Genomic DNA, 23,910 nt, shown 5'->3' on the forward strand with positions numbered 1-23,910 from the left:
GCGCGCTCCACGCATCATCAGCATTTTCGACCCAGCTTCCAAGAAACCGCCGATTACCTACCGGCTTCTGTTTCTTTGAACTTACATAACCAGACATTTGGCCCCCAGAATCCGGCAAATACCGGCAACGATGCAGTTCTGAAGGGGGTATCGTCCGATGCCGAAAACGTGAACGGCGGAGCGTCTCATTTCATACGTCAGCGTGTCTCAAATGCCGCAGCGGGAGCCAATACACCGGATGCAAGCGCAGCCACGCCATTGCAGCTTGTTGCGTCCGCAGATTGGCTCTATCTGTCTCCATGTCTTGGGGAAAGAACGATGATAGCCGGGGAAGTATTTATTACGACGGATATGATTGCGGCCAGGGACAGGAATGATTTCTGGCGGGGCGTAACCGGACTCGTTTTCGACACCACAGCAAATACCGATAAAAATGCGCATGTCCTCGAAGGCAGGATACACTCCCGTCCGCTAGGCGCCCTGTTGGTTGGCGAAACAACATTTAATGCACAGAGGTATGATCGGAATCGTCGGCTGATACTTCAGACAGACCTCGATTTTTATATGATTCAGGTTTTGACCTCCGGCGGGATGACGGCCGATTTCAACGGGACCGACGTCAACGCCGCGCCGGGCGACATCTTCGTGCAGGACATGGCCCAGCCACTCAGCAGCGAGGTTGACGCCGGCTCCAGATTTTCCGTGGTGATTCCGCGCCGGGAGCTGGAAAAAACCACCGGGTACAGGAATTTGCACGGGGCGCACCTCAGGGGCGACTGGCCGGTGACACAGCTCATAACGCACTATCTCGCGCAACTTGTTTCGCTGGAAGAGCCGTTGGCCACGGCGCAGGCGTTTGCGGCCCAGGAGGCTCTGATTGTGCTGCTGGCTGGCGCGCTCAATGGCGAAGCGCTGGCGCACGTGGCGGCGCCCGCGCCCGCTGGCGCCACGTTACGGCAGCGGGTGTTAACATTCATTGAACAGAACCTGGGCTCCGGGGAGCTGACGCCGGACGTCATCCAGCGGCGGTTCAATGTGTCGCGCGCCCATCTCTACCGGGCCTTCGCGGCCGATGGCGGCGTCGCCAGGGTGGTGCAGGACAAACGGCTGGACGCCGCGTTTCTCGAACTGCTCCGGGCGGGACCTTCATCGCGGTCGATTGCGGATATCGCCTACAGCATGGGATTTTCCAGCAGCAACCAGCTGCTCCGCAACTTCCGCGCGCGCTTCGGCATCACGCCCAGCGAGGCCCGGCATGAGGGGGCGAGGACCCATCCAGGCAAATTGCATACCAGCGATTTCCAGACGCACCTGCAGGAGTTCGCAAGCGCGCCATCGGGACATCCCGGACCCGCCAGGTGACGTCTTCCCGGCCATGCGGAGCGCATGAGACGGCGCGCCCGCGGCCTGCATGAACGACATTCAGGAAGCCGCGTCATACCGGCCCTGGCGGCCTGGCAGCTGATTTTAAAGAACAGTTTTCTCCCGAAATGGGGCGCCTTGTCAGTCGGCGCTGGTTGGCGTACTCGGAGCCCCGACAAACCGGAGTGCGCGAGCGGCGACGCATCCGCATTCTGAAACATCCGGACGCCGCACGGCTTACCTGGCCACGACATGTCATGCTGATCGCAGCCAGGTAGCCGCGGCCGATTAATATTAGCGGTTGCTGGCGCCGCCATGGGCGCCACGCACCCCCATGACGGTGGAATTGCGATGACCCTCTACCTGGATTATCTGGCCGAGATCAAAAGCAGGGAGAGCCAGGGCCTCGCACCCAAGCCGATCGACGATGGCGCCCTCACCGCCGAGATCATCGCGTTGATTGAGGACGCCGGCAACGAACACCGGGCCGACGCGCTCAGGTTCTTCATCTACAATACGCTGCCGGGCACCACGAGCGCTGCTGGCGTCAAGGCCGCGTTCCTGAAGAAGATCATCCTCGGCGAGACCGTCGTTCCCGAGATCACCCCGGCCTTCGCCCTCGAGCTGCTGTCGCACATGAAGGGCGGCCCGTCGATCCAGGTGCTGCTCGACGTCGCCCTCGGTGATGACGCCGCCATGGCCGCCCAGGCCGGCGATGTGCTGAAGACCCAGGTCTTCCTGTATGACGCCGACATGTTCCGGCTGCGTGACGCTTACAAGGCGGGCAACGCGATCGCGAAGAGCGTGCTTGAGAGCTACGCCCGGGCCGAATTCTTCACCAAGCTTCCCGACGTGGACGAAGAGATCAAGGTCGTCACCTTCATCGCCGCCGAAGGCGATATCTCGACCGACCTCCTGTCGCCCGGCAACCAGGCCCATTCGCGCTCGGATCGCGAACTGCACGGCCAGTGCATGATCTCGCCGGAAGCGCAGCAGGAGATCGTCGCGCTGCAGAAGCAGCATCCGGACGCGCGGGTCATGATGATCGCCGAGAAGGGCACGATGGGCGTTGGCTCCTCGCGCATGTCCGGCGTGAACAATGTCGCCCTGTGGACCGGCAAGCCCTCCAGCCCTTACGTTCCGTTCGTGAATTATGCGCCGATCGTCGCCGGCACCAATGGCATTTCGCCAATCTTCGCGACCACCGTGGACGTGACCGGCGGCATCGGCCTCAACCTGAAGAACTGGACCCGGAAAACCGGCGCTGACGGCAAGCCGGTGCTGGACGCCGACGGCAACCCGATCCTGGAGCAGCAGTTCTCCGTGGAAACCGGGCGGATTCTCATCATCGACACGAAGACCAGGAAGCTGCGCGATGCGGACGGCAATGAGCTGGTCGACATCGCCGCCTCCTTCACGCCCCAGAAGATGGAGTTCATGAAGGCTGGCAGCTCCTACGCCATCGTCTTCGGCAAGAAGCTCCAGACTTTCGCGGCAGAGACCCTCGGCGTCGAGCCGACCCCGGTGTTCGCGCCGAACAAGGAAATCTCCGTCGAGGGCCAGGGCCTGACGGCGGTTGAGAAGATTTTCAACCGCAACGCTGTCGGCGTGACGCCCGGCAAGGTGCTGCACGCCGGGTCGGACGTGCGCGTCAAGGTCAATATCGTTGGCTCGCAGGACACCACGGGCCTGATGACCGCGCAGGAGCTTGAGGCGATGGCGGCCACCGTCATTTCGCCGCTCGTGGACGGCGCCTACCAGTCTGGCTGCCATACGGCGTCGGTTTGGGACAAGAAGGCCCAGGCCAACATTCCGAAGCTGATGAGCTTCATGAACAACTTCGGCCTGATCACCGCCCGCGACCCGAAGGGCGTGTATCACCCGATGACGGACGTGATCCACAAGGTGCTGAACGACATCACCGTGGATGACTGGGCGATCATCATCGGCGGCGACAGCCACACCCGCATGTCCAAGGGCGTGGCCTTTGGCGCCGACTCCGGCACCGTGGCGCTGGCGCTGGCCACGGGCGAAGCGACCATGCCGATCCCGCAGTCGGTCAAGGTGACCTTCAAGGGCGCGATGCAGCCGCACATGGATTTCCGCGACGTGGTGCACGCCACCCAGGCGCAGATGCTCAAGCAGTGCGGCGACAACGTCTTCCAGGGCCGCATCATCGAAGTCCACATCGGCACGTTGCTGGCCGACCAGGCCTTCACCTTCACCGACTGGACGGCCGAAATGAAGGCCAAGGCCTCGATCTGCATTTCGCAGGACGAGACGCTGATCGAGTCGCTGGAAATCGCCAGGTCGCGCATCCAGACCATGATCGACAAGGGCATGGACAACGCCGCCGGCACGCTGAAGGGCCTGATCGCCAGGGCCGACGCCCGCATCAACGAAATCCGCTCGGGCGAGAAGCCGGCGCTGCGGCCAGATGACAACGCGAAGTATTTCGCCGAGGTCGTTGTTGATCTGGACCTCATCGACGAGCCGATGATCGCCGACCCGGACGTGAACAACGCCGACGTGTCGAAGCGTTACACCCACGACACCATCCGGCCGCTGTCGTATTACGGCTCCGACAAGAAGGTGGACCTCGGCTTCGTCGGTTCATGCATGGTGCACAAGGGCGACATGAAGATCGTGGCCCAGATGCTGAAGAACCTCGAAAAGGCCAACGGCAAGGTGGAATTCAAGGCGCCGCTCGTGGTCGCTGCGCCGACCTACAACATCATCGACGAACTGAAGGCCGAGGGGGACTGGGAGATTCTCCAGAAGTACTCCGGCTTTGAGTTCAACGACAACCAGCCGAAGAACGCGGCGCGCACCGAGTACGAGAACATCCTCTATCTGGAGCGCCCGGGCTGCAACCTGTGCATGGGCAACCAGGAGAAGGCCGAGAAGGGCGACACCGTCCTGGCCACCTCGACCCGCCTGTTCCAGGGACGCGTCGTTGAGGATTCCGCCGAGAAGAAGGGTGAATCGCTGCTGGCGTCGACCCCTGTCGTCGTGCTGTCCGCCATCCTCGGCCGCACGCCGAGCACGGCGGAGTACAAGGCGGCGGTCGAAGGCATCGACCTGACCAAGTTTGCGCCGCCGAAAGCCGCCCTGCCCGGCTTCCGCTCAGTGCATTACTGAAAACAGCCTCACGGCCAGGGCCTGTTGATCAGGGCTACGTTCTGATCGCCGGCCTGACATGAGCCAGGACCCGTGCGCGGCGGCGCTCCTTTTTGGGGCGCCGCCTTTTTTTGGGCCCGCGAACAGGATGGTGGACCAGGCCGCGTTTGGGCGAGAATCCAGGGCTTGCAGCGCAGACGCGGGGGATATGGCGGGCCGTTGCCCGGGCCGGCAGCGCCGGAGCAACGTCATATTGCGCAAGAAGCGCCGGCTTCGCTTCGGAGAACCGGTAACATCGCGCGCCCGCAGGCGCGCGACCACGCCCCACGACCGGATTAGCTGCTTCCGGCCTCGCCCTGCGCGCCGCTGTCCTGCGCCATGAAATCGATCAGGCGCAGTGAGCGGTCGGCGCAGACAACAAGCTCGGGAAGAATGCGGCGCAGGACATCGAAGTCCTCCGCGGACAGCGCCTCGAACAGGGCGTCGTTGGCCGGACGCTGCACGCGCGTCAGAAGCGCAAGTTGCTTCTCGGCATAGGGGGTCACCGTCAGCACGACGCGCCGGCGGTCCGCCGGGTTGGTTTCCTTCTTCACGAAGCCGGCGGCGACCAGCTTGTTGACCTCGATGGTCACGAAGGCGCCGCTGAGATGAAGATGCCCGGCAATGGTGTTGACCCCGACGCCCTCTTTTCCCTGAAACTGCGCCAGCGCCACCAGAATTGTGTACTGCGAGCCAGACAGCGAGATCAGGGCGCCTAGCCGGGCGCGGACTTCCTGGATGCGCGCCGCGAAGCCCAGCATGTCGTGGATCATCGCGCGAAATGCTTCGTCGGAGCCGTCGCGGAGCAAACTGGGACGAGAGACCGTCAAAGGTCGCGCCGGTTGGTGGCCGGGATCCCGTTTTGTCTGGCGAACCATGCGTTCCTACACCTCCGTGCCCTGCCCAATGCCCTAACGCCTTAGGCCCTGCCGGGCAATCGGGAAAAATCCGGCCCTGGCGCCCAGGAAAGAGGCGCCGGGTTGATTGACATAAATTAGATTTGCATAATACCTTTATATCAAAGGTAATGACGACAGCCGCGATCTGGAGACGCCCCATGATCCCAAACCAACCGCTGGCCAAGGACATTGATCCACGCGCCTTCCGGCAGGCGCTTGGCCATTTCGCCACTGGCATTGCCGTTGTCACCGCCCGGGGCGCCAACGACGCGGTGATCGGCATGACGATGACCTCGTTCAATTCCGTTTCGCTCGACCCGCCGCTGGTGCTGTTCAGCGTCGCGCGCTCCGCATGGAGCCTGCCGGCGATGCAATCGGCGCAGAGCTATGCGGTGAATGTGCTGGATGACGCCCAGCAACATATCTCCGACCGGTTCGCGCGGGCCTCATCCGACAAGTGGGCCGACGTGAATCACCGGCCGGGACTGCACGGGGCCCCGCTGATCGAGGGCGCGCTCGCCCACTTCGAATGCGCGCCATATGCGAGCCATGACGGCGGCGACCACGTGATCTTCCTTGCCCGCGTGGTGTCGTTTTCCGCCACCCAGGGCGAACCGCTCATCTTTTTCCGGGGCCGGTATTGCCGGCTTGCCGATGCGGGCGCCTGAGCGCCGCGCCCGCCGCCAGACCATGTTTTCAGGAGCCACGCCATGATCAAGACCGGCGCACAGCACATCGCCAGCCTCCAGGACGGCCGCGAGATCTATCTCGATGGCCAGCGCGTCGCCGACGCGACTGTTCATCCCGCTTACCGGGGCGCGGTCGCCTCCGTTGGCCAGATGTTCGATTTCCAGAGCGCGCCGGGAAACCGCGAGCTCATGACCTTCGACACCGGCGCGGGGCATCGCGCCAATCGTATCTGGGAGCTGCCGAAGAGCTACGAAGAGCTGAAGCGCCGCCGCGCCGGCCTTGAGGCCTGGACCGAATTGCACGCCGGCTTTCTCGGCCGGGCGCCCGACCACGTGGCGTCGTGCATCTCCGGCATGTACATGGGGCTGGACGTCTTCGAGGCGTACAATCCGGCGCGCGCCAAAGCCCTGGCTGATTACTACGCCTACGCCCGCGACAACGACCTTTACCTGACCTATGTGATCATCAACCCGCAGGCGGACCGCTCGAAAAGCGCCGCCCAGCAGGCCGATCCGTACCTGTCGGCCGGCGTTGTCGACCAGGACGCGGAAGGCATCACCGTGCGCGGCGCCAAGATGCTGGCGACAGGCGGGATCATGGCGAATGAAGTGTTCGTCACCTGCATCCAGCCGTTGCAGCCTGGCGACGAACGCTACGCCGTCTCCTTCGCAATTCCGATGAACGCCAGGGGTCTGAAGATCCTGTCGCGGAAGTCCTATGAGGCCTCCAGCCAGTCGGTGTTCGACAACCCGCTGTCCAGCCGCTTCGATGAAAACGACGCCGTCCTGTACTTCGATGACGTGAAGGTGCCATGGGACCGGGTTTTCGTGGTCGACTCCATCGAGATGACCTCGAAGCAGTTCAACGCCACCCCGGCCCACGTTTACCAGAACTACCAGGCGCAGATTCGCCTCTCGGTGAAGGTGCGCTTCCTGCTCGGCCTCGCCCATCGCATCGCCGCCATCAACGGCGTCGCCAACTTCCCGCAGGTCCGGGAAATGTTGGGCGTGCTGGCGGCGGAAGGCGCGATGGTCGACGCCCTGGTCGCGGCGATGGAGGCCAAGGGCTACCACCATGGCCCCTACTTCGTCCCGGATCGCCACACCCTTTACGCCGCGCAGGTGCTGACCCAGCCGCTGTACGGCAAGATTCTGAACACGCTGCGTGAGCTGGCCGGCGGCGGCATGATCATGTTGCCCTCGTCCGTTCAGGACTTCAGCAACCCGGAAGTCGCGCGCCTGATCGGCAAAACCCAGCAGTCGCCCGCCGCCAGCGCCATCGACAAGGTGAAGTTCTACAAGCTGGCCTGGGACGCCGTCGGCTCCGAGTTCGCCTCGCGCCACGCCCAGTATGAAATGTTCTACGCCGGCGCCGGCTTCGTGACGAAGGGCCACTCCTTCCGCACCTATGACTGGGGCAAGGCCGAGGCGCTGGTGAAAAACATCATCGATTCCTACGACCTGGCGGATGAGCTCCCCGGCGTCAGTCTCGCCGCCGGGTAAGACGTCCGTCCCGCCGGCCATCAGTCAATCGCGCCATGGAATGCGGAAGGGCGCCGCCCTTCCGCGACGTTCGAGCGGAGGCTCACCATGCCTGTCAACAAGACCCACGACGAATTTCACACGCTGGACATGGATGCGGGTTGGGAAACCCCACCCGGTTATCCCAGCGGCATCAAGCAGAAGATCCTGTCCGGGGCGCTGGACGAAGAAAACCGCGCCGGCACGCGCACGCGCCTGCTGCGGTTTGACCCGGGCGTGTTCACGACCGCGCCTTTCGTGCACGAATACTGGGAAGAGGTGTTTCTGGTTTCAGGCGATCTGACCGTCGGCAACGACGTCAATGGCGAAGGCGGGGAATCATTCCAGCCCTTCACCTACGCCTGTCGCCCGCCGGGAGCCTGGCACGGCCCGTTCAGGTCGGAAAAAGGCTGCCTGCTGCTCGAAATCCACTATTTCGACCCGGTCTGAGCCCTGGCGGGGCGCTGGCGTCGGCCAGCGCCGTTGCCCATCGCGGGAGCCTTGGTTCCATGGCGATGCGGTTCCAGCGTGGCGCGCGGTGGCGCCCGTTCCTGAATTCCACTCCTGTCGCGGAGCCTTCCATGTCTGCTTCCAGGCCCACCCTCGCTTCCCTGGCCCGTGATCTCGCCAGCGGCGCCGTTACGTCGCGCCAGCTCGTTGAGCAGTGCCTCGCGCGGATCGCGGCGCCCGCCGGAGAAGGCGCCCGCGCCTTTATCTCGGTGGCGACGGAATCCGCGCTGGCGGCCGCGGACGCCATGGACCGGCTGCGGGCCGTCGGCATGGCGCCAACGCCCTTTGCCGGCATCCCCATCGCCACCAAGGACCTGTTCGACGTGCGCGGGGAAGTGACCACCGCCGGGTCGCGCGTCCTGGCGGACCGGGGTCCGGCGACGGAGGACGCGGTGGCCGTGGCGCGCCTGCGCGCCGCGGGCTTCATCCATATTGGCCGCACCAACATGACCGAATTCGCCTATTCCGGCCTGGGCATGAACCCGCACTATGGCAATCCGCGCACGCCCTGGCGGCGCGATGAAGGGCGCGTGTCGGGCGGCTCGACCTCCGGGGGCGCCGTCGCGGTTGCCGATGGCATGGCTTTCGCCGCGCTTGGCACCGATACGGGCGGCTCCTGCCGCATACCGGCGGGGTTCTGCGGCATTGTCGGGTACAAGCCGACCGCCAGCCGCGTGCCGCAGGATGGTTGCACGCCGCTGTCGCCGAGCCTCGACTCCGTCGGCCCGCTGGCCGCCAGCGTCGATTGCTGCGCCGTGCTTGACGCGGTGCTGGCGGGCGAGCCGGCGCGCGCGCTGAAACCGGCAGCGCTGGCTGGCCTGCGCCTGGCGGTGCTGCGCACCGTGGCCATGGATGGGCTTGACCCCGACGTAGCGATCGCCTTTGCCGCCGCGCTTGAAGCATTTGCCGAGGCCGGGGCGACCATCACCGAAATCGAGGCGCCGGAACTGTCCGAGATCGCCCCCATGAACAGCAAGGGCGGCTTCACGGCGGCCGAGAGCTATGCCTGGCATCGCGAGCTGATCGCGCGCAGCGCCGACGGTTACGATCCACGGGTCCTTGGTCGCATCAGCCGCGGCCGCGACCAGAGCGCCGCCGATTACATCCAGTTGCTGGCCCATCGCAGGTCGATCGCCGCGCGGGCCAACGCCCGTTTCACCGATTACGACGCGGTCGTGTTCCCGACAGTGGCCATGTTGCCGCCGCGGATCGCCGACCTTGGCGAAACGCCGGTCGACAATGGCGACGCCGCCTACACCGCCGCCAATCTGCTGGCGCTGCGCAACGCGACGCTAATCAACGTCATTGATGGTTGCGCCGTGTCGTTGCCGATCGGCGCCGAAGACGGCCCGCCCGTCGGGCTGACCATTGCCGGCGTCTCGGGCAATGATCGCCGCATCCTGGCGATCGCCGCCGGCATGGAGCGGCTTTTCCGCCCGGCGTAGCGGATTTCCAGGTCCCTGACCGCTCAGCCCCTCCTGACGGCAGATGACAAGAGCGCGGCCCTCCCCCCAGGGGCCGCGCTTTTTGCTGGTCAGCGCTTGTTAACGCTCAGGTCACGCCCAGATCGCGCCCAGGTCGCGCTCACTCCGACGTCTTGCCACCGCCCCACATCTAGCCGGGGCGTCGCCAGGCCATCGACGCGGGACAAAAAAGGCGGCCCGCCGGGCCGCCTTGTACGCATCTCCTGGCCGGCGAACGTTCGCCGCCCTGCCCTGGCTCAACCCACGACTGGCAACTCCACCACGTCATAGGCGTGCTGGATTTTCCGGCCCAGCACCGGATCCTCGATCTCGAACTCAAAGCGCGACGCGGAGCGGATGCCGCCGATCGCAGCCAGCGTGCCGCACAGCATGGCCGAGCCCGCCGCCAGGCTGGCGTCGTCATTATATCCGGCCCGAACCTCCCCGGGCGGCAGCATCGTGGCGACGGACCCCTGCTGGTAAAGCACGCGCTCGCCGTTGATGACGGCCCATGAGCGCAACATCAGCTGGTCCCAATGCGGCGTCACGTCCGCCAGCAACCACAGGTCGCGGCCAACCGGCTTGTCGCACACCTGCTTGGAAACGGTGATGCCATAAGCCTCCACGGTGCGGTCCGTATGGTCCGAGCCAATGCCAAGATAGCGCTCGCCGCCGGCTTCGACGAGCATGAACTCAACTTCGCCGCTGGAGTCGGGGCCGGTGCATTCGATGGCCGGCGCCTGGGTGAGACGGGCGCATGACGCCCGATAGTAGACCGGCATCGACGCTGGCCGCTTCACGCCCAGCTCTTCCAGTTCGGCAATGTGCTTCTCCACGGCGGCCTTGTCGCGGCCAGTCCAGCCGGCGATGACGAAGTGATTGATCGTGAGCGTCACGGCGTCGACGCCATCGCGCCGGTGCACCGAAAAATTGAGGCTCTGGCCAGACATGTGCATATCCTGGTTGTGGGCCTGCGCCATCCCTGGCGCAGGGGCGCGAACGCGCTGGGTCGGAAACTGCGATGAAGGGCCCCGCCGCCCCACGCCGGCCGGAGCCGGCGGAAGCGGCGGGCGTGTGCGCCGCTTATTCGGGCTTGCGGGTGTCAAACAGGCTCCACGCGTCGCCCTTCACTTCCAGCACATAGATCGGCTTCACCGAGTCGCCGTTGACGAACGAAATTTCGCCTTCAAGGGCCGGGAACTTCTTCAGCGCCGTGACCTGATCACGGATCGCGGTGCGCTCCTTCTCCAGCCCGGCCTTGTCGCCAGAGACGTTGGCCCGTTTCATGGCTTCGGCGTAGATCAGCACGATGTCATAGGCCGAGGCGTCCATCTGGTTGGGTTCGTGGCGATTGAGGCCCGCCGCCCTGGTGCGCTCGCCGAATTCCTTGGTGAAGGCGCGGGTCCTGTCATTGACGTCATGGAAAAAGGTGGTGCCGATGGTCAGCCCCTCGCCCGCGCCCTCCATGCGCTTTGGCAGCTCGGGATCGGCGATGGTGGTGCCGCCGATCACCCGCGCCTTCAGTCCCTGACGCTTCATCTCGCGCGAGAGGTTGATGGCGCCTTCGGGCGGCGCGCCAATGCCGATGACGTCCGGAGCCATCCCCTTCAGCCGCGACACCTGGGGCGACAGGTCAAAAGCCGCGAACTGGAAATCGACCGAACCCTTCAGCTCCACGCCATAGGTCTTGAACAGTTCCGGCGCCACTTTCGCGCCGACGGATTTGGAGACGGTGTCGTCCGTGGCGTAGGCGACGGCGCCAGTGGCCATGGGGAGCTTCTTGTCCCTGAGCGACGCCATGACGGCGTCGATCGCCTTGCCCTCGTCAACCGTGTTGCGGAAGGCGTAGGAGAAGCCCTTCGTCAGGCCCGGCGCCGAGGACGAGTTCGACATCACGGCGATGCCCGACCGCTCGCCGACCGGGAAAGCCGTGCGCACTTCCGAGGATGAGAACGGCCCGATAACGGCGAGGGCGCCGTTGTCATTGGCGAACTGGCGCACGCCGGTCGCCGCCTGCTTCGGGTCGCCGGCCGTGTCGAACGTGACGATCCTGATCTGTTTGCCGTTGACGCCCCCGGCCTTGTTGACCTCGTCAACGGCCATCCGGACCGCTGCTTCATTGGTATTCGACAGGCTGACGTAAGGTCCGCTCCTGGCTGTCAGAAAGCCGAGCACCAGATCGTCGGCCGCCTGGGCGCCGTTGCAGCCAAGCACAAGCGCGAGGGCGGTCGCAGTTGCGGCGCCGGGAAGAACAAACTTCATGATCGTCTCCTCGTCTGGGCGGGGTCGCGCCCGGGCGTTTCTGGGAAAATTGGGAAGAAAGCTGGCCTCAGCCGCCGTCTCCCAGATAGGCCTCGCGCAGGCGGGGATCGGCGGCGAGCGCCGCCGGCTCGCCCGCCATGACGACGCGACCAAGTTCGAGCACCGTGGCGTGATGGGCGACGCCGAGCGCCTTGCCGGTGTTCTGTTCAACCAGCAGGATGGCGAGGCCGCCGGCGTTCAGCTCGCGGATGAGTTCGAACAGCTTCTGCACAAACAGCGGCGACAGCCCCAACGAGGGTTCGTCCAGCAGCAGCAGGCGCGGTTTGGCCATCATGGCCCGGCCGATCGCCAGCATCTGCTGCTCGCCGCCCGACAGGCACGAGGCGAGCATGTGGCGCCGTTCGGCGAGGTTGGGGAAACGCGCGTAAATGGCGTCCATTTCCCGGTGCACCGCGGCGGCGTCGCGACGCATGTGGGCGCCGAGCAACAGGTTCTCCTCGATGGACAGGGAGATGAGAATCCGTCGCCCCTCCGGCGCCAGCGACAGGCCTCGGGCGATGCGCTCATGGGTGGGCCTGGCGGTGATGTCGGCGCCATCAAAGGTCACGCCGCCGCCGCGCGCCGGCACAGCGCCGAGGATGGCCTTGAGCAAGGTGCTCTTGCCGGCGCCATTGGCGCCAAGCACCGTGACGATCTCGCCGTCACGCACCGTAAGGCTCACCTTTTCCAACGCCGTGACCCGGCCATACTGGACCGAGAGATCCGAGACTTCGAGCAGGGCCATGGCTCAGTTCTCCCCATCGCCGATGTAGGCGCGCCGCACCTCCGGGTCCTGACGGACGACGGACAGCGGGCCTTCGGCGATCTTCTCGCCGAAGTTCAGCACCACGACATTGCTGCAGATGCTGTCGATGAAGTGCATGTCATGCTCGACGATGACCAGGGTCAGCCCCTGGGCGACAAGCAGGTTGAGATGGTCGCGCAGATCGTTGGTTTCGCTGGGGTTCAGGCCGGCGGCCGGTTCGTCCAGCAGCAGGATCGAGGCCCCGGCGAGGGTCGCCCGCACCAGGTCGACGCGCTTGCGCACGCCATAGGGCAGGCCACTCACCGTCTCGTTGGCGTAGCGCTCCAGGCCATTGTCAGCCAGGGCCTGACGGGCCTCCTGCCTCCAGCGATGATTGGGAAACAGACGGTAGGGCGTCAGCAGATCCGTCAGCGACGCGGCGCGGATGTGCTGGCCGACCAGCAGGTTTTCCAGCACCGACAGATGGTCCATCAGGCGCACGTTCTGGAAGCTGCGGGCGATGCCGCAGCCGATCCGCCGGCGCGACGGCATGTGGGTGACGTCGACGCCGTTGACGGTGACCGCGCCCGCGTCAACGCCATAGACGCCGCTCACCAGGTTGAACACGGTGGTCTTGCCGGCGCCATTGGGGCCGATCAGCGCCGTCGCCTCGCCCTTGCGGGCAACGAAGCTGAGGTTGCGGATCGCATGGACGCCAGCGAAGGACTTGCTGATTCCCGTGACCGCCAGGGCCACAGGCGCGGCTTCCGGCGCCGCGCCGCCGGTGCTTGTCGCCTGGCTGCTCATGGGGAAGCCTCATTCGAACGGCGGCGGAAGCCCTGGAACAGGGAAGTTGTGATCAGTCCCTGCGGGCGGATGGCCATGAACAGGATGATGAACAGGGCGAAGATGGCGTAGCGCCACTGCTCGCCGAACCGCAGCGCCTCCGGCGCGAGCGTGAAGAACATGGCGCCGGCCAGCGGGCCCCACACCGTCTGGGCGCCGCCAAACAGCACGTAGAGCACGGTGAACACGCTGAGCAGGACGTTGAAGTGCTGCGCCTCGACGAAGTTGTAGTGCAGGGCGTAGAAAGCGCCGCCAAAGCCGGCGACCATGGCGCCAAGCGCGAAAGCCGCCACCTGAACGCCGCGCACCGAGATGCCCATGAGGTCGGCCACGGTGGGGTCGCTCTTCACCGCGGTGAGGTAAAGGGCAAAGCGCGTCCGCGACAGGTAGAGCATGACCAGCACCACGCCGATGGCGGCGGCGAACACCACGTATGGCCCCGCATAGGCGCTGAGGGTGTAGCCCGCCGCGCCGCCGACAACCTCCAGGTTCAGGAAGACGGCGGCGATGACCTGGCCGAGGGCAAACGTCGCCAGCGCCAGATAGATGCCGTGCGTGCGCAGCACCGGGAAGCCGATCACCAGACCGACAAGGCCGGCGGCGGCGCTGGCGACCGGCACGGCCGCCAGCATTGACCAGCCATATTCGTTGGTCAGGAACGCCGCGCCATAGGCGCCGATCGCCATGAAGCCGGCGATGCCGAGGTTGAGCTGCCCCGCGGCCATCGGCAGATAGACGGCGTAGGCGGCGATGACATTGAAGGCGAGAACGACGAGGACGCCGGTGAGATACCCGCTCATCACAGCTTCTCCCTTGCCGGAGGCTTGCCGAGCAGGCCCTGCGGACGGACGATGAGGATCAGGAGCAGCAGGCCGTAAACCGTGATGTTGACAACGTCCGCGCCGATAAAGGTGATGGACAGCACTTCCGCGAAGCCGATCAGCAGACCGCCGATCACGCTGCCCCAGATGGAGCCCATACCGCCGATGATCATGGCGGCCACGCCCTTGAAGCCCGGCCCCTCGCCCATCCAGGGCGAAACCTGCTGGTAGTTGACGGCGAACAGCACGCCGCCCACCGCCGCCAGCAGCGCGCTGGCCACGAACAGTTGCGGCACGAGGCGACGGATGTTGACGCCGAGGAGCTGGGCGGTTTCGCGGTTCTCGGCCACGGTGCGGATGCGCCGCCCGGCGTTGGTGCGCTTGAGGAACCAGGACAGCCAGGCGACGAGAATGACGGAGATCGCCAGGGAAATGATCTGGGCGATGCCGATGACCAGCCCGCCGACGCGCAGGTTCATGTCGGGCAGTAGCGCGGGAAACGCCTGCTGGTCAGAGCCGTACTGCACCAGCATGAGGTTCTCGAGCAGCACCAGGAAGCCAAGGGACGACACAAGGGGCACGTCGGCTTCCGCCCCTTCGCCGCGCCGGTAGGCCAGCCGTTCGACGAGCAGGGAGACCAGCGCTGCGAGGAACAGCGCGCCGCCGATGGCGAAGAACCATGGCCAGCCAATCCTGATGAAGCCATACGTCGCCATGCCGCCGACCATGAACAGGCCGGGAAGGGAGAAATTGAGGAAGTTGAGGACGCCGATCGCCAGGGTAAAGGCGACCGCCACCAGCATGTAGATGGCGCCCAGCATGAGTCCGTTGATGATCTGCTGCGTCAGCATGGCCAACCAATCAGTTCGAGATTCTGTCGCGGGAGCGTAGCGGCTCCAAATAGATTTGTAACTTAGCCATTATACAAAGATAATTTTCAGTGGAAGCACAAGCTGAAAATTCACGCCCACCCTTTGGGTCTTGCCGTGGAAATCTCATTTATCCATTTGGAAATAAAAGATTTTTGTCAATTACGCCCGATCGCACGTCGGCCCCAATTGCGAAGCACCCTGCCGAAAAAAGCGGCGAACGATCGCTGGGCGAAGCATCCGTGAACACGCCCGGACACGCCTGATCAGGAAACAGCCCCGCGGCAGCCTTTCAGGATGATGTCCAAACGGCGCGCCCGCGCTGATACCCGGGCGCTGCGCCGGCGGTGATCCCAGGACAGGAATTCGCGTGCATCCGCCAGGACGGCCGGGAGGGATTGTCAGCAGGCGTTCAGGCCGTAGTGTTTTGCATGGCCCCGACCTTGACCTGGACCATCCGTGCATGAAGCGTATCTCGTTCGATCTCCCCACATGCCTGTCGCTCGCGACCGTGCTGGGTCTGTTGCTGGCCGCGGCCGGAACCTGGTGGCCGCCGGCCGGCCACCCGTCGTTGAAGTGTGCCGGCATCGCGCTCGTCTTTCTTGCCGGAGGCGTTCCAACCGCATGGAGCGCCCTGTCGTCGCTGTACAGGCAACGGGTTCTGGACATCGATCTGCTGATGGTGACCGCGGCTGTCGCGGCGGCGGCTGTTGGCGCAGCGCTGGAAGGGGCCGTCCTGCTGACCCTGTTCAGCATCTCCACGACGCTTGAACATCGGGCGCTGGGCCGGGCGCGGCGCGCCATCGAGGCGCTGATGGCGCTGCGGCCGGAGACCGCGCTACGCAAGGCGCCGGACGGCTCTGTCGTTGACATCCCCGCCCCGGAGCTCGCGGTCGGCGATGTGGTGATCCTGCGTCCTGGCGCGCGCGTCCCGGCGGACGGGGTGATCGCCCATGGTCGCGGCGGCGTCGATGAGGCCAATATCACCGGCGAGTCCATGCCTGTCTCCAAGGAGCCGGGCGAGCAGGTTTTCGAGGCCACCATCAATCTGGACGGCGTGCTGGAGGTTGTTGTCTCCCACACCGTCGCCGACAGCACCATCGCCCGGATGATCAGGCTGGTGACCGAGGCGCAGGAGGCCCGGGCGCCGTCCGAGCGCTTCAGCGCGTGGTTTGGACAACGTTATACGGTTGCGGTCATCATCGGCGCGGCGTTGGCTTTCCTGGCGTTCTACCTGCTGGGGAGGGACTGGGAGCAGGCGCTGTACCGGGCGGCGACGCTGCTTGTCGCGGCCAGCCCGTGCGCGATCGTCATCTCGGCGCCCGCCGCCATATTGTCGGCCCTGTCCGCGGCGGCGCGCGGCGGCGTGCTGTTCAAGGGCGGCGGCGCCATCGAGACCCTGGCGGCGGTCAGGATCTTCGCCTTCGACAAGACCGGCACCCTGACCACCGGACGCGCCGCCGTAAACCAGGTCGTCGCGCGCGATGGCGATGAAGATGGTTTCCTGTCCCTGCTCGCCGGCCTTGAAGCCCACTCGGAACATCATATCGCCGCGGCCATCCTCCGCGAGACAAAGGCGCGCGGGCTGAAGAATGTCGCGGTCATGGATGTCAACGCCCATCCAAGCGCCGGCATCACCGGCCGCGACAGCATCGGCCAGCTGTGGGCCGGCAATACGCGCATGGCTTCCGCCATGGGCGCCGCCATTGACGATCCGGCCCTGACGCAACTGGCGGAAGGCGCACAGACGGTCGTCTACCTCGGGCGCGGCCCGACGGTGCTTGGCGCGGTGACCGTCGCGGATGAGGCGCGCGGCACCTCCGCCCCGGCCCTGCGCGCATTGCGTGATAGCGGCGTCCGCAGGATCGTCATGCTCACCGGCGACCGCAGGCCCGTCGCGTTACGCATCGGCGCCGGGCTTGGCGTCGCGCCAGAGGATATCCACGCCGGCATGCTGCCGCAGGACAAGGTGGAAACAATCGCCCAACTTACGCGCGACGGCGCCGTCGCCTTCGTCGGCGACGGGGTGAATGACGCCGCGGCCCTCGCCCGCGCCGACGTGGGCGTCGCGATGGGCGCGGCCGGATCGGATGTGGCGCTTCAGGCCGCCGACGTCGCCCTTCTGTCGGAAAACATGCAAAAACTGGCCGAGGCGCACCGCCTGGCGCGGCGCACGGTGGCGATCATCCGGCAAAACTTCATTTTCGCCATCGGCGCCATGCTCGTGCTGGTCACCGGCAGTCTGTTCTTCAATCTGCCGCTCCCCCTGGCGGTCATAGGCCATGAAGGCGGCACGGTTCTCGTGGTCCTGAATGGCCTGCGCCTGCTGTCGGACAGGATCAGAACGCCAGATCCGCGCTGAAACGACAAGGCTGGGCGCCGGAAGCCAGCGCGCCACAGGATATGTTGGCGTGCTTGCGGGGCGTTACAACACCACGACCTTCGATCCGGCCGGGACACGGCTGTAGAGATCTATGACGTCCTGGTTCATCATGCGGATGCACCCGGAGGACATGGCCTGGCCGATGGTTTCAGGTTCATTGGTGCCGTGAATGCGGAACAGGGTGTCCTTGCCATTCCGGTAAAGATAAAGCGCGCGGGCGCCCAACGGGTTCTCCGGCCCGCCCTTCACGCCGCCCGCCACGGGCCCATAACGTTTTGGCTGGCGGGCGATCATATTGGAGGTGGGCGCCCAGTTCGGCCACTCGCGCTTGAGGCCAATTTCGGCGTTGCCCTTGAACGCGAGCCCCTCCTGACCAACGCCGACGCCGTAACGCATGGCCCTGCCGTTCTCCTGGACCAGGTAGATAAAGCGGTTTTTCGTGTCGACGATGACAGTCCCCGGTGGATGTTGCGTCGGATAATCGACCTGACGCCGGATATTGCGCGTCTCCATCTGCGTCACGTCCACCGCCGGGATGGGGAATTTTCCATCCGTCTGTTCAGCGTAGGTTGCAACCGCCAGGGCGCGCTGCGGGTCCAGCTGCGGCTGCCCCCGGGAAGCGGTATTGGATGTGGTCGTGCAGCCGGCCAGCGCCAGGCTGATGATCGCGGCGTGGAGCGCGCCGCCCCTGATGGAAATGGTCATGAAATGCCTTCGCAATGGCGTTTGAAGAACTGGGGAGCGGCGCTCAGCGGGCGCCGGCGATCCGGTCGATGCCCGCCTCGAGCGCTTCGCGGGAGATCTCGCCCACGTGCAGCGAGGCGAGCGTCCCGTCTGGCCGCAGGAACAGCGTGACCGGAAGACCAGGGACGCCATAGTGGCGCGCGGTCTGCATCGACCGGTCGCGCAGGATTTTGCCGAGGGAAAGCCTGTCGCGCGCCAGATAGCGGCGGATCGTCGCCGCTTCCTCCCCCTGGTTGACGAAAAGGAAGGTGACGTCCGCGCGGCGCGCCGCCGTCTCCGCCAGCAAGGGCATTTCCCTGCGGCAGGGCGGACACCAGCTGGCCCAGAGATTGACGACGGCCGGTTTTCCCGCCGCATCGCTGATCGCCATGGGCGGACCATCGAGTTGCTCGAGCGCCACCGCCGGCGCTGGCTGGCCGAGCGTCGCTTGCGTCAGCGCGCCGGCGCCGGCCCAGACAAACAGCCCGAGGCCGAGGGCCGCCGCCGCGCCAATGCCTGCAAGGGATGAGCGGATTGTCAAGGCGCCGGCCAGCAGCACGCCGGCAAGGCCAGCGAGCGGCTCAAAGCCGCCCTGCCAGATGGCGAACACACGCCAGGGTTCCTCCGCGAAGCTGCGCCAGTGCAAGGCCACGTGGCCCAGCCGGGCCGCGACGAGCCCGGCGACCAGCGCCCAGCTGGCAAAGGCGCTGATGGCGCGGTCCATCCGCCCGGCGAGGATCGCCGCCGCGATCATGAAGGCGAATATGCCGAGGATCGCCGCCAGCCGATCGGACGCGAACACCAGCGGACCAATGCTGACAGCGTTCACCGGGCTGCCTCCACCTTGCCAGCCGAGGCCAGCAGCGTCGCGCGCGTCACATCCCCCACCAGCCGGGTCCCGGACGCCTCCCGACCCTCAGGAGAGACGAAAATCATGGTCGGGGGCCCCGCCACCTGCAGGCTTCGCATCAGTTCCTGCTGCTCCGGCGCGTTGTCGCTGACGTCGAGCCGGATCAGATTGAATGGGCCCAGCGCGGACTGGACGGCGGCGTCCGGCAGCACGGCGCGTTCGATGACCGAGCAGGCGACGCACCAGTCGGCGGTAACGTAAAGCAGGCTCGGCCGGTCTTTGGCCGCCGCCATGCGCGCCCGCAGGGCCGTTTCGCTGTCGACCGTATGGAAGGCGCGCTCTCCGGCCTGAACAGATTCGCCGCCGCGCTGTGCGAGACGCGCAAGCGGGCGCAGCGGATCGCCGGCGCCCGTCGCCGCGCCGACGCCGAGAATGACGCCATAAAGCGCCGCGACGAGCCCGGCGGCCCTGGCGACGCGGGCATATGGCCCCGCGTCAGGCCGGCTCGCCTCAAATGCGCCAAGCCAGACCGCCAGACCGATCGCCAGGGCGGACCACAGCGCCAGCCCCGCTTCGGCCGGGATAATCCGCGACAGCATCCAGATGGCGGTGGCGATAAAGATAAAGCCAAAGCCCTGGCGCGCCCGCGCCATCCAGGGGCCGGGCCTGGGCAGCGCCCTGGGACCAAGCGCACCGAAAACCACGAGCGGAACGCCCTTGCCAAGACCCAGGGCGAAAAGCGCCGCCGCGCCAAGGACAACGTCGCCTGTTTGCGCGATGTAGATCAGGGCGCCGGCCAGCGGCGCGGTCACGCACGGGCCAACGATCAGCGCCGAGGTGAAGCCCAGCAGCCCGGCGGAGGCCAGCGAGCCGCGCCGCCCGTGGCCCAGGCCGCCCAGCGCATTGACCCATGCGGCCGGCAATTGCATCTCGAACAGGCCGAACATCGACAGGGCAAGCGCCACAAACAGGGCCGAGACTGCGACGATGGCCGGCGGCGACTGCAACGCCATCTGCAGGTTCTGGCCGGACCACGCGGCGGCCACGCCAAGCAGGCCGAAAGCCGCCGCCATGGCGATCACATAGGCAAGCGACAGCGAAAACCCGCGCCAAGCGGTGACCGCTTCGCCCTGGCGCGCGATGGCGCCGGCCAGGATCGGATACATGGGAAACACGCAAGGGGTAAACGCCAGCAGCACGCCGAACAGCATGAAGCTGCCCAGCACGACCAGCGCGCCGCCCTGCTTCAGCAGCCCGTTGACCATGCCGCCGTCATCGTCCACGGCGATGACGGCGGCAGGCGGGGCTTTCGCCGCAGGCGCGAACCAGGCGTCCGCCATGGAGGCCGCTGGCCGGGGAGCCGCGGAAACCGCGAGCGTCGCGAGGTCGACCTGCCGGACCGCTGGCGGATAGCAAATCCCGTTCTCCTGGCATCCCTGATGCCCGACCTCCACGGCCCCGGCGCCTCCATCAGGCAAGGAAACCTCGGCTTCGACACGGTTGCGAAACACCGTCGTCACGCCAAACGTCGGATCGTCCAGCGTGCTGGCCTCGCCCCGCAGCCCGGGCGTGGGCAGATCGACGCCGCCGCGCTGGAAGGCGAACTTGTCCTTGTACAGGTAATAACCGGGCGCGATCGTCCATACGAAGCGGACGCCGCCGTCATGGCGCCGCTCCGCCGACAGCTGGAATGCCTGATCGGCCGGCAGGGGCCGCGTTCCGGCGCCAAGGCCTTGGGCGGTGGCGGGCGCGACGGACAGCCAGCCCAGCATGACCAGCAGCGCGCCGGCGAGGCGCCGCCAGGACAAGGTTTGAGACAAGGTGAACTCCCGACGCAGGTCCAACATGGGCCAAGACCTCGACGCCGCGACTTAAGGCCGGCTTAAGGGCCCGCCCTGCCGCGATGCGCGGCGCCGCGGCTTTATTTCGCTTCCGCCTGTCTGGCGCGCGCATCGGCGATAGCCTGGCGAAAGCTCTGGTAGTCGAGCGCGGAGGCGCGGAACGGGCCGATAAGGAAGCTCGGCGTGCCGGTCAGCCCGAGGGCGTCTGCCTGCGCCATGTTGCGCTTGATGAGCGCGTCGATATCGGCGCGGCGGCCGGCGAGGTCGACGTCCAGCTGCTTCATGTCGATCCCCGCCGCCGCGAGGGCGGCGCGCATCTGTTCCCGCGTGACGCCGCTGCCGGGGATCTTCATCAGGGCCGCGTGGGCCATCTCATAGCGGCCCTGATATCTGGCGGCGATGGCGAGTTGCGCGCCGTCGATGGAGGTGGGGCGGATCACCGGCCAGTCCTTGTAGACATGGCGGATCTTGCCATCCTCGCGAATGACGCGCGCCAGCACCGGCGCAACCTTCTTGCAATAGGGGCAGTTATAATCGGTGAAGTTGACGATGGTGACGTCGCCCCGGGGATTGCCGCCGACCGGCGCCGCCGGATCGTTGAGGATCATCTCTTTGGTGACCTCGATCTCGCTGGCGAGAACGGACGGACCTGCCGCCGGTAGCACGGCGAAAACACCGCCCACCGCCAGGGACGCGCTGCCCAGGATTGCGCCGCGTCGCGTAACAGTCATTCTCATGCTCCTTCTGTCTGGCGGATGACGAACCCGGGACCGCCCTGCCGCTTTGCGGACCTTGCAGCTTAAGGCTGGCTTAAGGTGGCTGCGGTGATTGCCGGCGGGCTGGAACGATGGGAGGCGCCATGCGCGTGCTGGTTGTCGAGGACGACGAGGTTTTGATGGATGGTCTGCAGGTCGGCCTTGGGCTGGCCGGCTTCACCGTGGAAACCGTCGCCACCTGCGCCGACGCCTCGGCCGCCCTGCGCGCCGCCCCCTTCGACGCCGTGGTGCTGGACCTGATGCTGCCCGATGGTTCGGGCCTCGACGTGCTCGCCGAGGCGCGGGCCCGCCAGCTGCCGACGCCGGTGCTGCTGCTGACAGCCCGTGACAGCGTGCCGGACCGCATCGCCGGGCTCGACGCCGGCGCCGATGACTATCTGGGCAAGCCGTTCGATCTGGATGAGGTGGCCGCGCGCCTGCGCGCCCTGATCCGCCGGGCCGCTGGCCGGGCGACCGCAAGCGTGCAATGGCGCGACGTCATGCTTGATCCCGCGGCGATGACCGTCAGCCGGGCGGGGGAAGCGGTGCGCCTGTCCCGCCGGGAATTCGCCATTCTGCACGCCCTGATCGACCGGCCGGGACAGGTTCTGTCAAAATCGCAGCTGGAGGAGCGGCTGTATGGCTGGCAGGAGGAAATTGGCAGCAACGCCATCGAAGTGCACATTCATAACCTGCGCGCAAAGCTGGGGACCGGCGTGATCGAAACCGTGCGTGGCGTTGGCTACCGGCTGATGGAGGCCGCGCCATGACGTCGATCCGCGCGCGGCTGTTCCTGATCCTGCTGCTCACTACCGGCGTCGTCTGGCTGTCGGCGATCGCCTGGATCTACCTTGACACGCGCGCCCAGGTGGAGCGGGTGCTCGACGCCCGCCTGAGCGAGGCGGCGCGCATGGTCAGCTCGCTGCTCACCCGCCAGGATGCCGATGGCAGAAAGGGTCTGGACGCCGGCAAGGCCGCCCGCATCGCCGAAATCGCCGCCATGCACGCGCCCTATGAGCGCCAGCTCTCCTGCCAGATATGGGCCATGGACGGGGGGCTTGTTGGTCGCTCGGAGGGCGCGCCGGCGCAACCGTTGACCGATCGCGGCGCCGGCTTTTCCGTCACCCAGGTGAACGGCGAAACCTGGCGGGTCTATGCGGTGGAGAACAGGGCGCTCGGCATGCGCGTGCTGGTCGGCGACAACATGCGCGTGCGCGACCGGCTGATCGCCGATGTGATCCGGGGTCTCGCACTCCCGGCTTTACTCATTCTGCCGGTTCTTGCGGGGCTGATCTGGCTCAGCCTCAAACGGGGGCTGGCGCCGCTCAGCGCCATGGCGCGGTCGCTGGCGGCGCGGCCCGCCTCCGATCTCAGCCCCCTGCCCGACAATGACAGCCCATCCGAGATACGGCCGATGATCCGCGCCCTTAACGGGCTGTTCGCGCGTGTGGCGGCGGCCCGGGCGCACGAACGCGACTTCACCGCCTTCGCCGCCCACGAACTGCGCACGCCGATCGCCGGTCTGAAAACCCAGGCGCAGATCGTCCTGGGGCACGGGGACGCAACCGTGCGCGACAATGCGTTGCGCCAGATCATCACCGGCGTCGACCGGACCTCACGGCTGGTGCGGCAGCTGACCGATCTGACCAATACCGAAAGCGGCGCCTTTGGCCGCGACGGCGGCGAACTCGACGCCGGCAGGACATTGCAGGCGCTGGCCGACGATATCCGTCAGCATCACCCCAAAGCGGCCGCCATCACCCTGGACCCGGGACTGTCCGGTCTGACCCTGCCGGTGAATGCGACGCTGTTCATGCTGGCGGCGCGAAACCTGCTGGAAAACGCCGTGTTGCATGCGCCGCCGGAACGCCCCGTCGTCTGCTGGCTGCGCCGCGATCCGCATGGAGCCAGCCTCGTCATCGACGACGACGGCCCGGGCATCCCGGAGGACGAATTGCCGAAGGCGCGCGATCGCTTTTTCCGCGGTCGCAACCGCACGATCACCGGCAGTGGCCTTGGCCTCGCCATCGCCGATCTCGCCCTGCGGCGCATGAAGGGCGGGCTGCATCTGGAAAACCGCGCCGGCGGCGGCCTGCGGGCGGAACTGCGGTTTCCGGCGGAGCCGCAGCCGCGCCAGCGCGACGCCCCCTGACGTTCCAGCCCGGCAACGCCA

The 23,910-nt window shown here is 66.2% G+C and carries 20 protein-coding genes; 9 read left to right on the top strand and 11 right to left on the bottom strand.

Translation table 11 applies throughout. The features are described from left to right. Nucleotides 1-318: 318 nt before the first annotated feature. Both EV666_RS15720 and EV666_RS15725 read left to right on the top strand, forming a co-directional pair. The gene (locus EV666_RS15720) at nucleotides 319-1,362 is read left to right on the top strand and encodes an AraC-like ligand-binding domain-containing protein (protein ID WP_132010272.1); all 1,044 of its coding nucleotides are present in this window, start codon (nucleotides 319-321) and stop codon (nucleotides 1,360-1,362) included. A gap of 351 nt (nucleotides 1,363-1,713) precedes the next feature. Continuing rightward, nucleotides 1,714-4,503 carry a bifunctional aconitate hydratase 2/2-methylisocitrate dehydratase gene (locus tag EV666_RS15725; RefSeq protein WP_132010274.1) on the top strand — a complete coding sequence of 930 codons (2,790 nt, stop codon included), beginning with the start codon at nucleotides 1,714-1,716 and terminating at the stop codon, nucleotides 4,501-4,503. Nucleotides 4,504-4,817: 314 nt separating this feature from the next. On the opposite strand, the gene EV666_RS15730 is transcribed toward EV666_RS15725, so the two are convergent. Beyond that, nucleotides 4,818-5,294: a MarR family winged helix-turn-helix transcriptional regulator gene (locus EV666_RS15730; RefSeq protein ID WP_245514481.1), complete on the bottom strand. Its 477-nt coding sequence runs from the start codon at nucleotides 5,292-5,294 to the stop codon at nucleotides 4,818-4,820. A gap of 284 nt (nucleotides 5,295-5,578) precedes the next feature. On the opposite strand from EV666_RS15730, the gene EV666_RS15735 reads away from it, so the two are divergent. The 4 genes from EV666_RS15735 to EV666_RS15750 all read left to right on the top strand — a co-directional run bounded on the left by EV666_RS15735 (nucleotide 5,579) and on the right by EV666_RS15750 (nucleotide 9,585). After that, nucleotides 5,579-6,088, top strand: a complete 510-nt coding sequence (locus EV666_RS15735; protein ID WP_245514482.1) for a flavin reductase family protein — start codon at nucleotides 5,579-5,581, stop codon at nucleotides 6,086-6,088. A gap of 42 nt (nucleotides 6,089-6,130) precedes the next feature. Next, nucleotides 6,131-7,612: a 4-hydroxyphenylacetate 3-hydroxylase family protein gene (locus EV666_RS15740; protein ID WP_132010278.1), complete on the top strand. Its 1,482-nt coding sequence runs from the start codon at nucleotides 6,131-6,133 to the stop codon at nucleotides 7,610-7,612. 87 nt (nucleotides 7,613-7,699) lie between these two features. Continuing rightward, nucleotides 7,700-8,080: a cupin domain-containing protein gene (locus EV666_RS15745; RefSeq protein WP_132010280.1), complete on the top strand. Its 381-nt coding sequence runs from the start codon at nucleotides 7,700-7,702 to the stop codon at nucleotides 8,078-8,080. A gap of 131 nt (nucleotides 8,081-8,211) precedes the next feature. Further along, a complete protein-coding gene (locus EV666_RS15750) occupies nucleotides 8,212-9,585 on the top strand; it encodes an amidase (protein WP_132010282.1) in 1,374 nt (457 codons plus the stop codon). Nucleotides 9,586-9,860: 275 nt separating this feature from the next. On the opposite strand, the gene EV666_RS15755 is transcribed toward EV666_RS15750, so the two are convergent. From EV666_RS15755 to EV666_RS15780, 6 genes are all read right to left on the bottom strand, one after another. Continuing rightward, nucleotides 9,861-10,553: a DUF2848 domain-containing protein gene (locus EV666_RS15755; protein ID WP_132010284.1), complete on the bottom strand. Its 693-nt coding sequence runs from the start codon at nucleotides 10,551-10,553 to the stop codon at nucleotides 9,861-9,863. Nucleotides 10,554-10,686: 133 nt separating this feature from the next. Beyond that, on the bottom strand, nucleotides 10,687-11,865 hold the full coding sequence (locus tag EV666_RS15760) for an ABC transporter substrate-binding protein (RefSeq protein WP_132010286.1): 1,179 nt from the start codon (nucleotides 11,863-11,865) through the stop codon (nucleotides 10,687-10,689). A 67-nt stretch (nucleotides 11,866-11,932) separates the two neighbouring features. Beyond that, entirely contained in the window at nucleotides 11,933-12,643 is a 711-nt protein-coding gene (locus EV666_RS15765; RefSeq protein ID WP_207906439.1) for an ABC transporter ATP-binding protein, read from the bottom strand. Between the two features lie 9 nt (nucleotides 12,644-12,652). Further along, the gene (locus tag EV666_RS15770) at nucleotides 12,653-13,456 is read right to left on the bottom strand and encodes an ABC transporter ATP-binding protein (RefSeq protein ID WP_132010290.1); all 804 of its coding nucleotides are present in this window, start codon (nucleotides 13,454-13,456) and stop codon (nucleotides 12,653-12,655) included. Next, on the bottom strand, nucleotides 13,453-14,295 hold the full coding sequence (locus EV666_RS15775) for a branched-chain amino acid ABC transporter permease (RefSeq protein ID WP_132010292.1): 843 nt from the start codon (nucleotides 14,293-14,295) through the stop codon (nucleotides 13,453-13,455). Before EV666_RS15775 ends, EV666_RS15770 begins: the two co-directional genes overlap by 4 nt. Beyond that, a complete protein-coding gene (locus tag EV666_RS15780; RefSeq protein ID WP_132010294.1) occupies nucleotides 14,295-15,167 on the bottom strand; it encodes a branched-chain amino acid ABC transporter permease in 873 nt (290 codons plus the stop codon). The genes EV666_RS15775 and EV666_RS15780 overlap by 1 nt, the downstream gene beginning before the upstream one ends. A gap of 481 nt (nucleotides 15,168-15,648) precedes the next feature. On the opposite strand from EV666_RS15780, the gene EV666_RS15785 reads away from it, so the two are divergent. Beyond that, nucleotides 15,649-17,547, top strand: a complete 1,899-nt coding sequence (locus EV666_RS15785; protein WP_132010296.1) for a heavy metal translocating P-type ATPase — start codon at nucleotides 15,649-15,651, stop codon at nucleotides 17,545-17,547. Nucleotides 17,548-17,610: 63 nt separating this feature from the next. Here EV666_RS15785 and EV666_RS15790 read toward each other — a convergent pair whose 3' ends face one another. From EV666_RS15790 to EV666_RS15805, 4 genes are all read right to left on the bottom strand, one after another. After that, nucleotides 17,611-18,273: a L,D-transpeptidase gene (locus EV666_RS15790; protein WP_132010298.1), complete on the bottom strand. Its 663-nt coding sequence runs from the start codon at nucleotides 18,271-18,273 to the stop codon at nucleotides 17,611-17,613. A 43-nt stretch (nucleotides 18,274-18,316) separates the two neighbouring features. Further along, the gene (locus EV666_RS15795; RefSeq protein ID WP_132010300.1) at nucleotides 18,317-19,120 is read right to left on the bottom strand and encodes a TlpA disulfide reductase family protein; all 804 of its coding nucleotides are present in this window, start codon (nucleotides 19,118-19,120) and stop codon (nucleotides 18,317-18,319) included. Beyond that, nucleotides 19,117-20,961 (bottom strand): protein-disulfide reductase DsbD, encoded by a 1,845-nt coding sequence (gene dsbD / locus EV666_RS15800; RefSeq protein ID WP_245514483.1) that lies wholly within the window; start codon nucleotides 20,959-20,961, stop codon nucleotides 19,117-19,119. Before dsbD ends, EV666_RS15795 begins: the two co-directional genes overlap by 4 nt. Before the next feature lie 101 nt (nucleotides 20,962-21,062). After that, on the bottom strand, nucleotides 21,063-21,713 hold the full coding sequence (locus tag EV666_RS15805; protein ID WP_132010302.1) for a DsbA family protein: 651 nt from the start codon (nucleotides 21,711-21,713) through the stop codon (nucleotides 21,063-21,065). 128 nt (nucleotides 21,714-21,841) lie between these two features. Between EV666_RS15805 and EV666_RS15810 the strand changes: the two genes are divergently transcribed. After that, nucleotides 21,842-22,507, top strand: a complete 666-nt coding sequence (locus EV666_RS15810; protein ID WP_132010304.1) for a response regulator — start codon at nucleotides 21,842-21,844, stop codon at nucleotides 22,505-22,507. After that, complete coding sequence (locus EV666_RS15815; RefSeq protein WP_132010306.1) at nucleotides 22,504-23,889, top strand: ATP-binding protein; 1,386 nt, start codon at nucleotides 22,504-22,506, stop codon at nucleotides 23,887-23,889. The genes EV666_RS15810 and EV666_RS15815 overlap by 4 nt, the downstream gene beginning before the upstream one ends. The last annotated feature ends 21 nt before the right edge of the window (nucleotides 23,890-23,910 follow it).

The sequence above is a fragment of the Camelimonas lactis genome, from assembly GCF_004342915.1.
In the GTDB taxonomy this organism is placed as follows: Bacteria; Pseudomonadota; Alphaproteobacteria; order Rhizobiales; family Beijerinckiaceae; genus Camelimonas; species Camelimonas lactis.

Coding starts and splice junctions, on each gene's coding strand:
- EV666_RS15815 (WP_132010306.1), top strand. CDS start 22,504: ATGACGTCGATCCGCGCGCGGCTGTTCCTGATCCTGCTGCTCACTACC.
- EV666_RS15720 (WP_132010272.1), top strand. CDS start 319: ATGATAGCCGGGGAAGTATTTATTACGACGGATATGATTGCGGCCAGG.
- EV666_RS15775 (WP_132010292.1), bottom strand. CDS start 14,295: ATGAGCGGGTATCTCACCGGCGTCCTCGTCGTTCTCGCCTTCAATGTC.
- EV666_RS15745 (WP_132010280.1), top strand. CDS start 7,700: ATGCCTGTCAACAAGACCCACGACGAATTTCACACGCTGGACATGGAT.
- EV666_RS15805 (WP_132010302.1), bottom strand. CDS start 21,713: ATGACTGTTACGCGACGCGGCGCAATCCTGGGCAGCGCGTCCCTGGCG.
- EV666_RS15730 (WP_245514481.1), bottom strand. CDS start 5,294: ATGATCCACGACATGCTGGGCTTCGCGGCGCGCATCCAGGAAGTCCGC.
- EV666_RS15790 (WP_132010298.1), bottom strand. CDS start 18,273: ATGACCATTTCCATCAGGGGCGGCGCGCTCCACGCCGCGATCATCAGC.
- EV666_RS15750 (WP_132010282.1), top strand. CDS start 8,212: ATGTCTGCTTCCAGGCCCACCCTCGCTTCCCTGGCCCGTGATCTCGCC.
- EV666_RS15810 (WP_132010304.1), top strand. CDS start 21,842: ATGCGCGTGCTGGTTGTCGAGGACGACGAGGTTTTGATGGATGGTCTG.
- EV666_RS15740 (WP_132010278.1), top strand. CDS start 6,131: ATGATCAAGACCGGCGCACAGCACATCGCCAGCCTCCAGGACGGCCGC.
- EV666_RS15725 (WP_132010274.1), top strand. CDS start 1,714: ATGACCCTCTACCTGGATTATCTGGCCGAGATCAAAAGCAGGGAGAGC.
- EV666_RS15785 (WP_132010296.1), top strand. CDS start 15,649: ATGAAGCGTATCTCGTTCGATCTCCCCACATGCCTGTCGCTCGCGACC.
- EV666_RS15755 (WP_132010284.1), bottom strand. CDS start 10,553: ATGTCTGGCCAGAGCCTCAATTTTTCGGTGCACCGGCGCGATGGCGTC.
- EV666_RS15770 (WP_132010290.1), bottom strand. CDS start 13,456: ATGAGCAGCCAGGCGACAAGCACCGGCGGCGCGGCGCCGGAAGCCGCG.
- EV666_RS15735 (WP_245514482.1), top strand. CDS start 5,579: ATGATCCCAAACCAACCGCTGGCCAAGGACATTGATCCACGCGCCTTC.
- EV666_RS15780 (WP_132010294.1), bottom strand. CDS start 15,167: ATGCTGACGCAGCAGATCATCAACGGACTCATGCTGGGCGCCATCTAC.
- EV666_RS15760 (WP_132010286.1), bottom strand. CDS start 11,865: ATGAAGTTTGTTCTTCCCGGCGCCGCAACTGCGACCGCCCTCGCGCTT.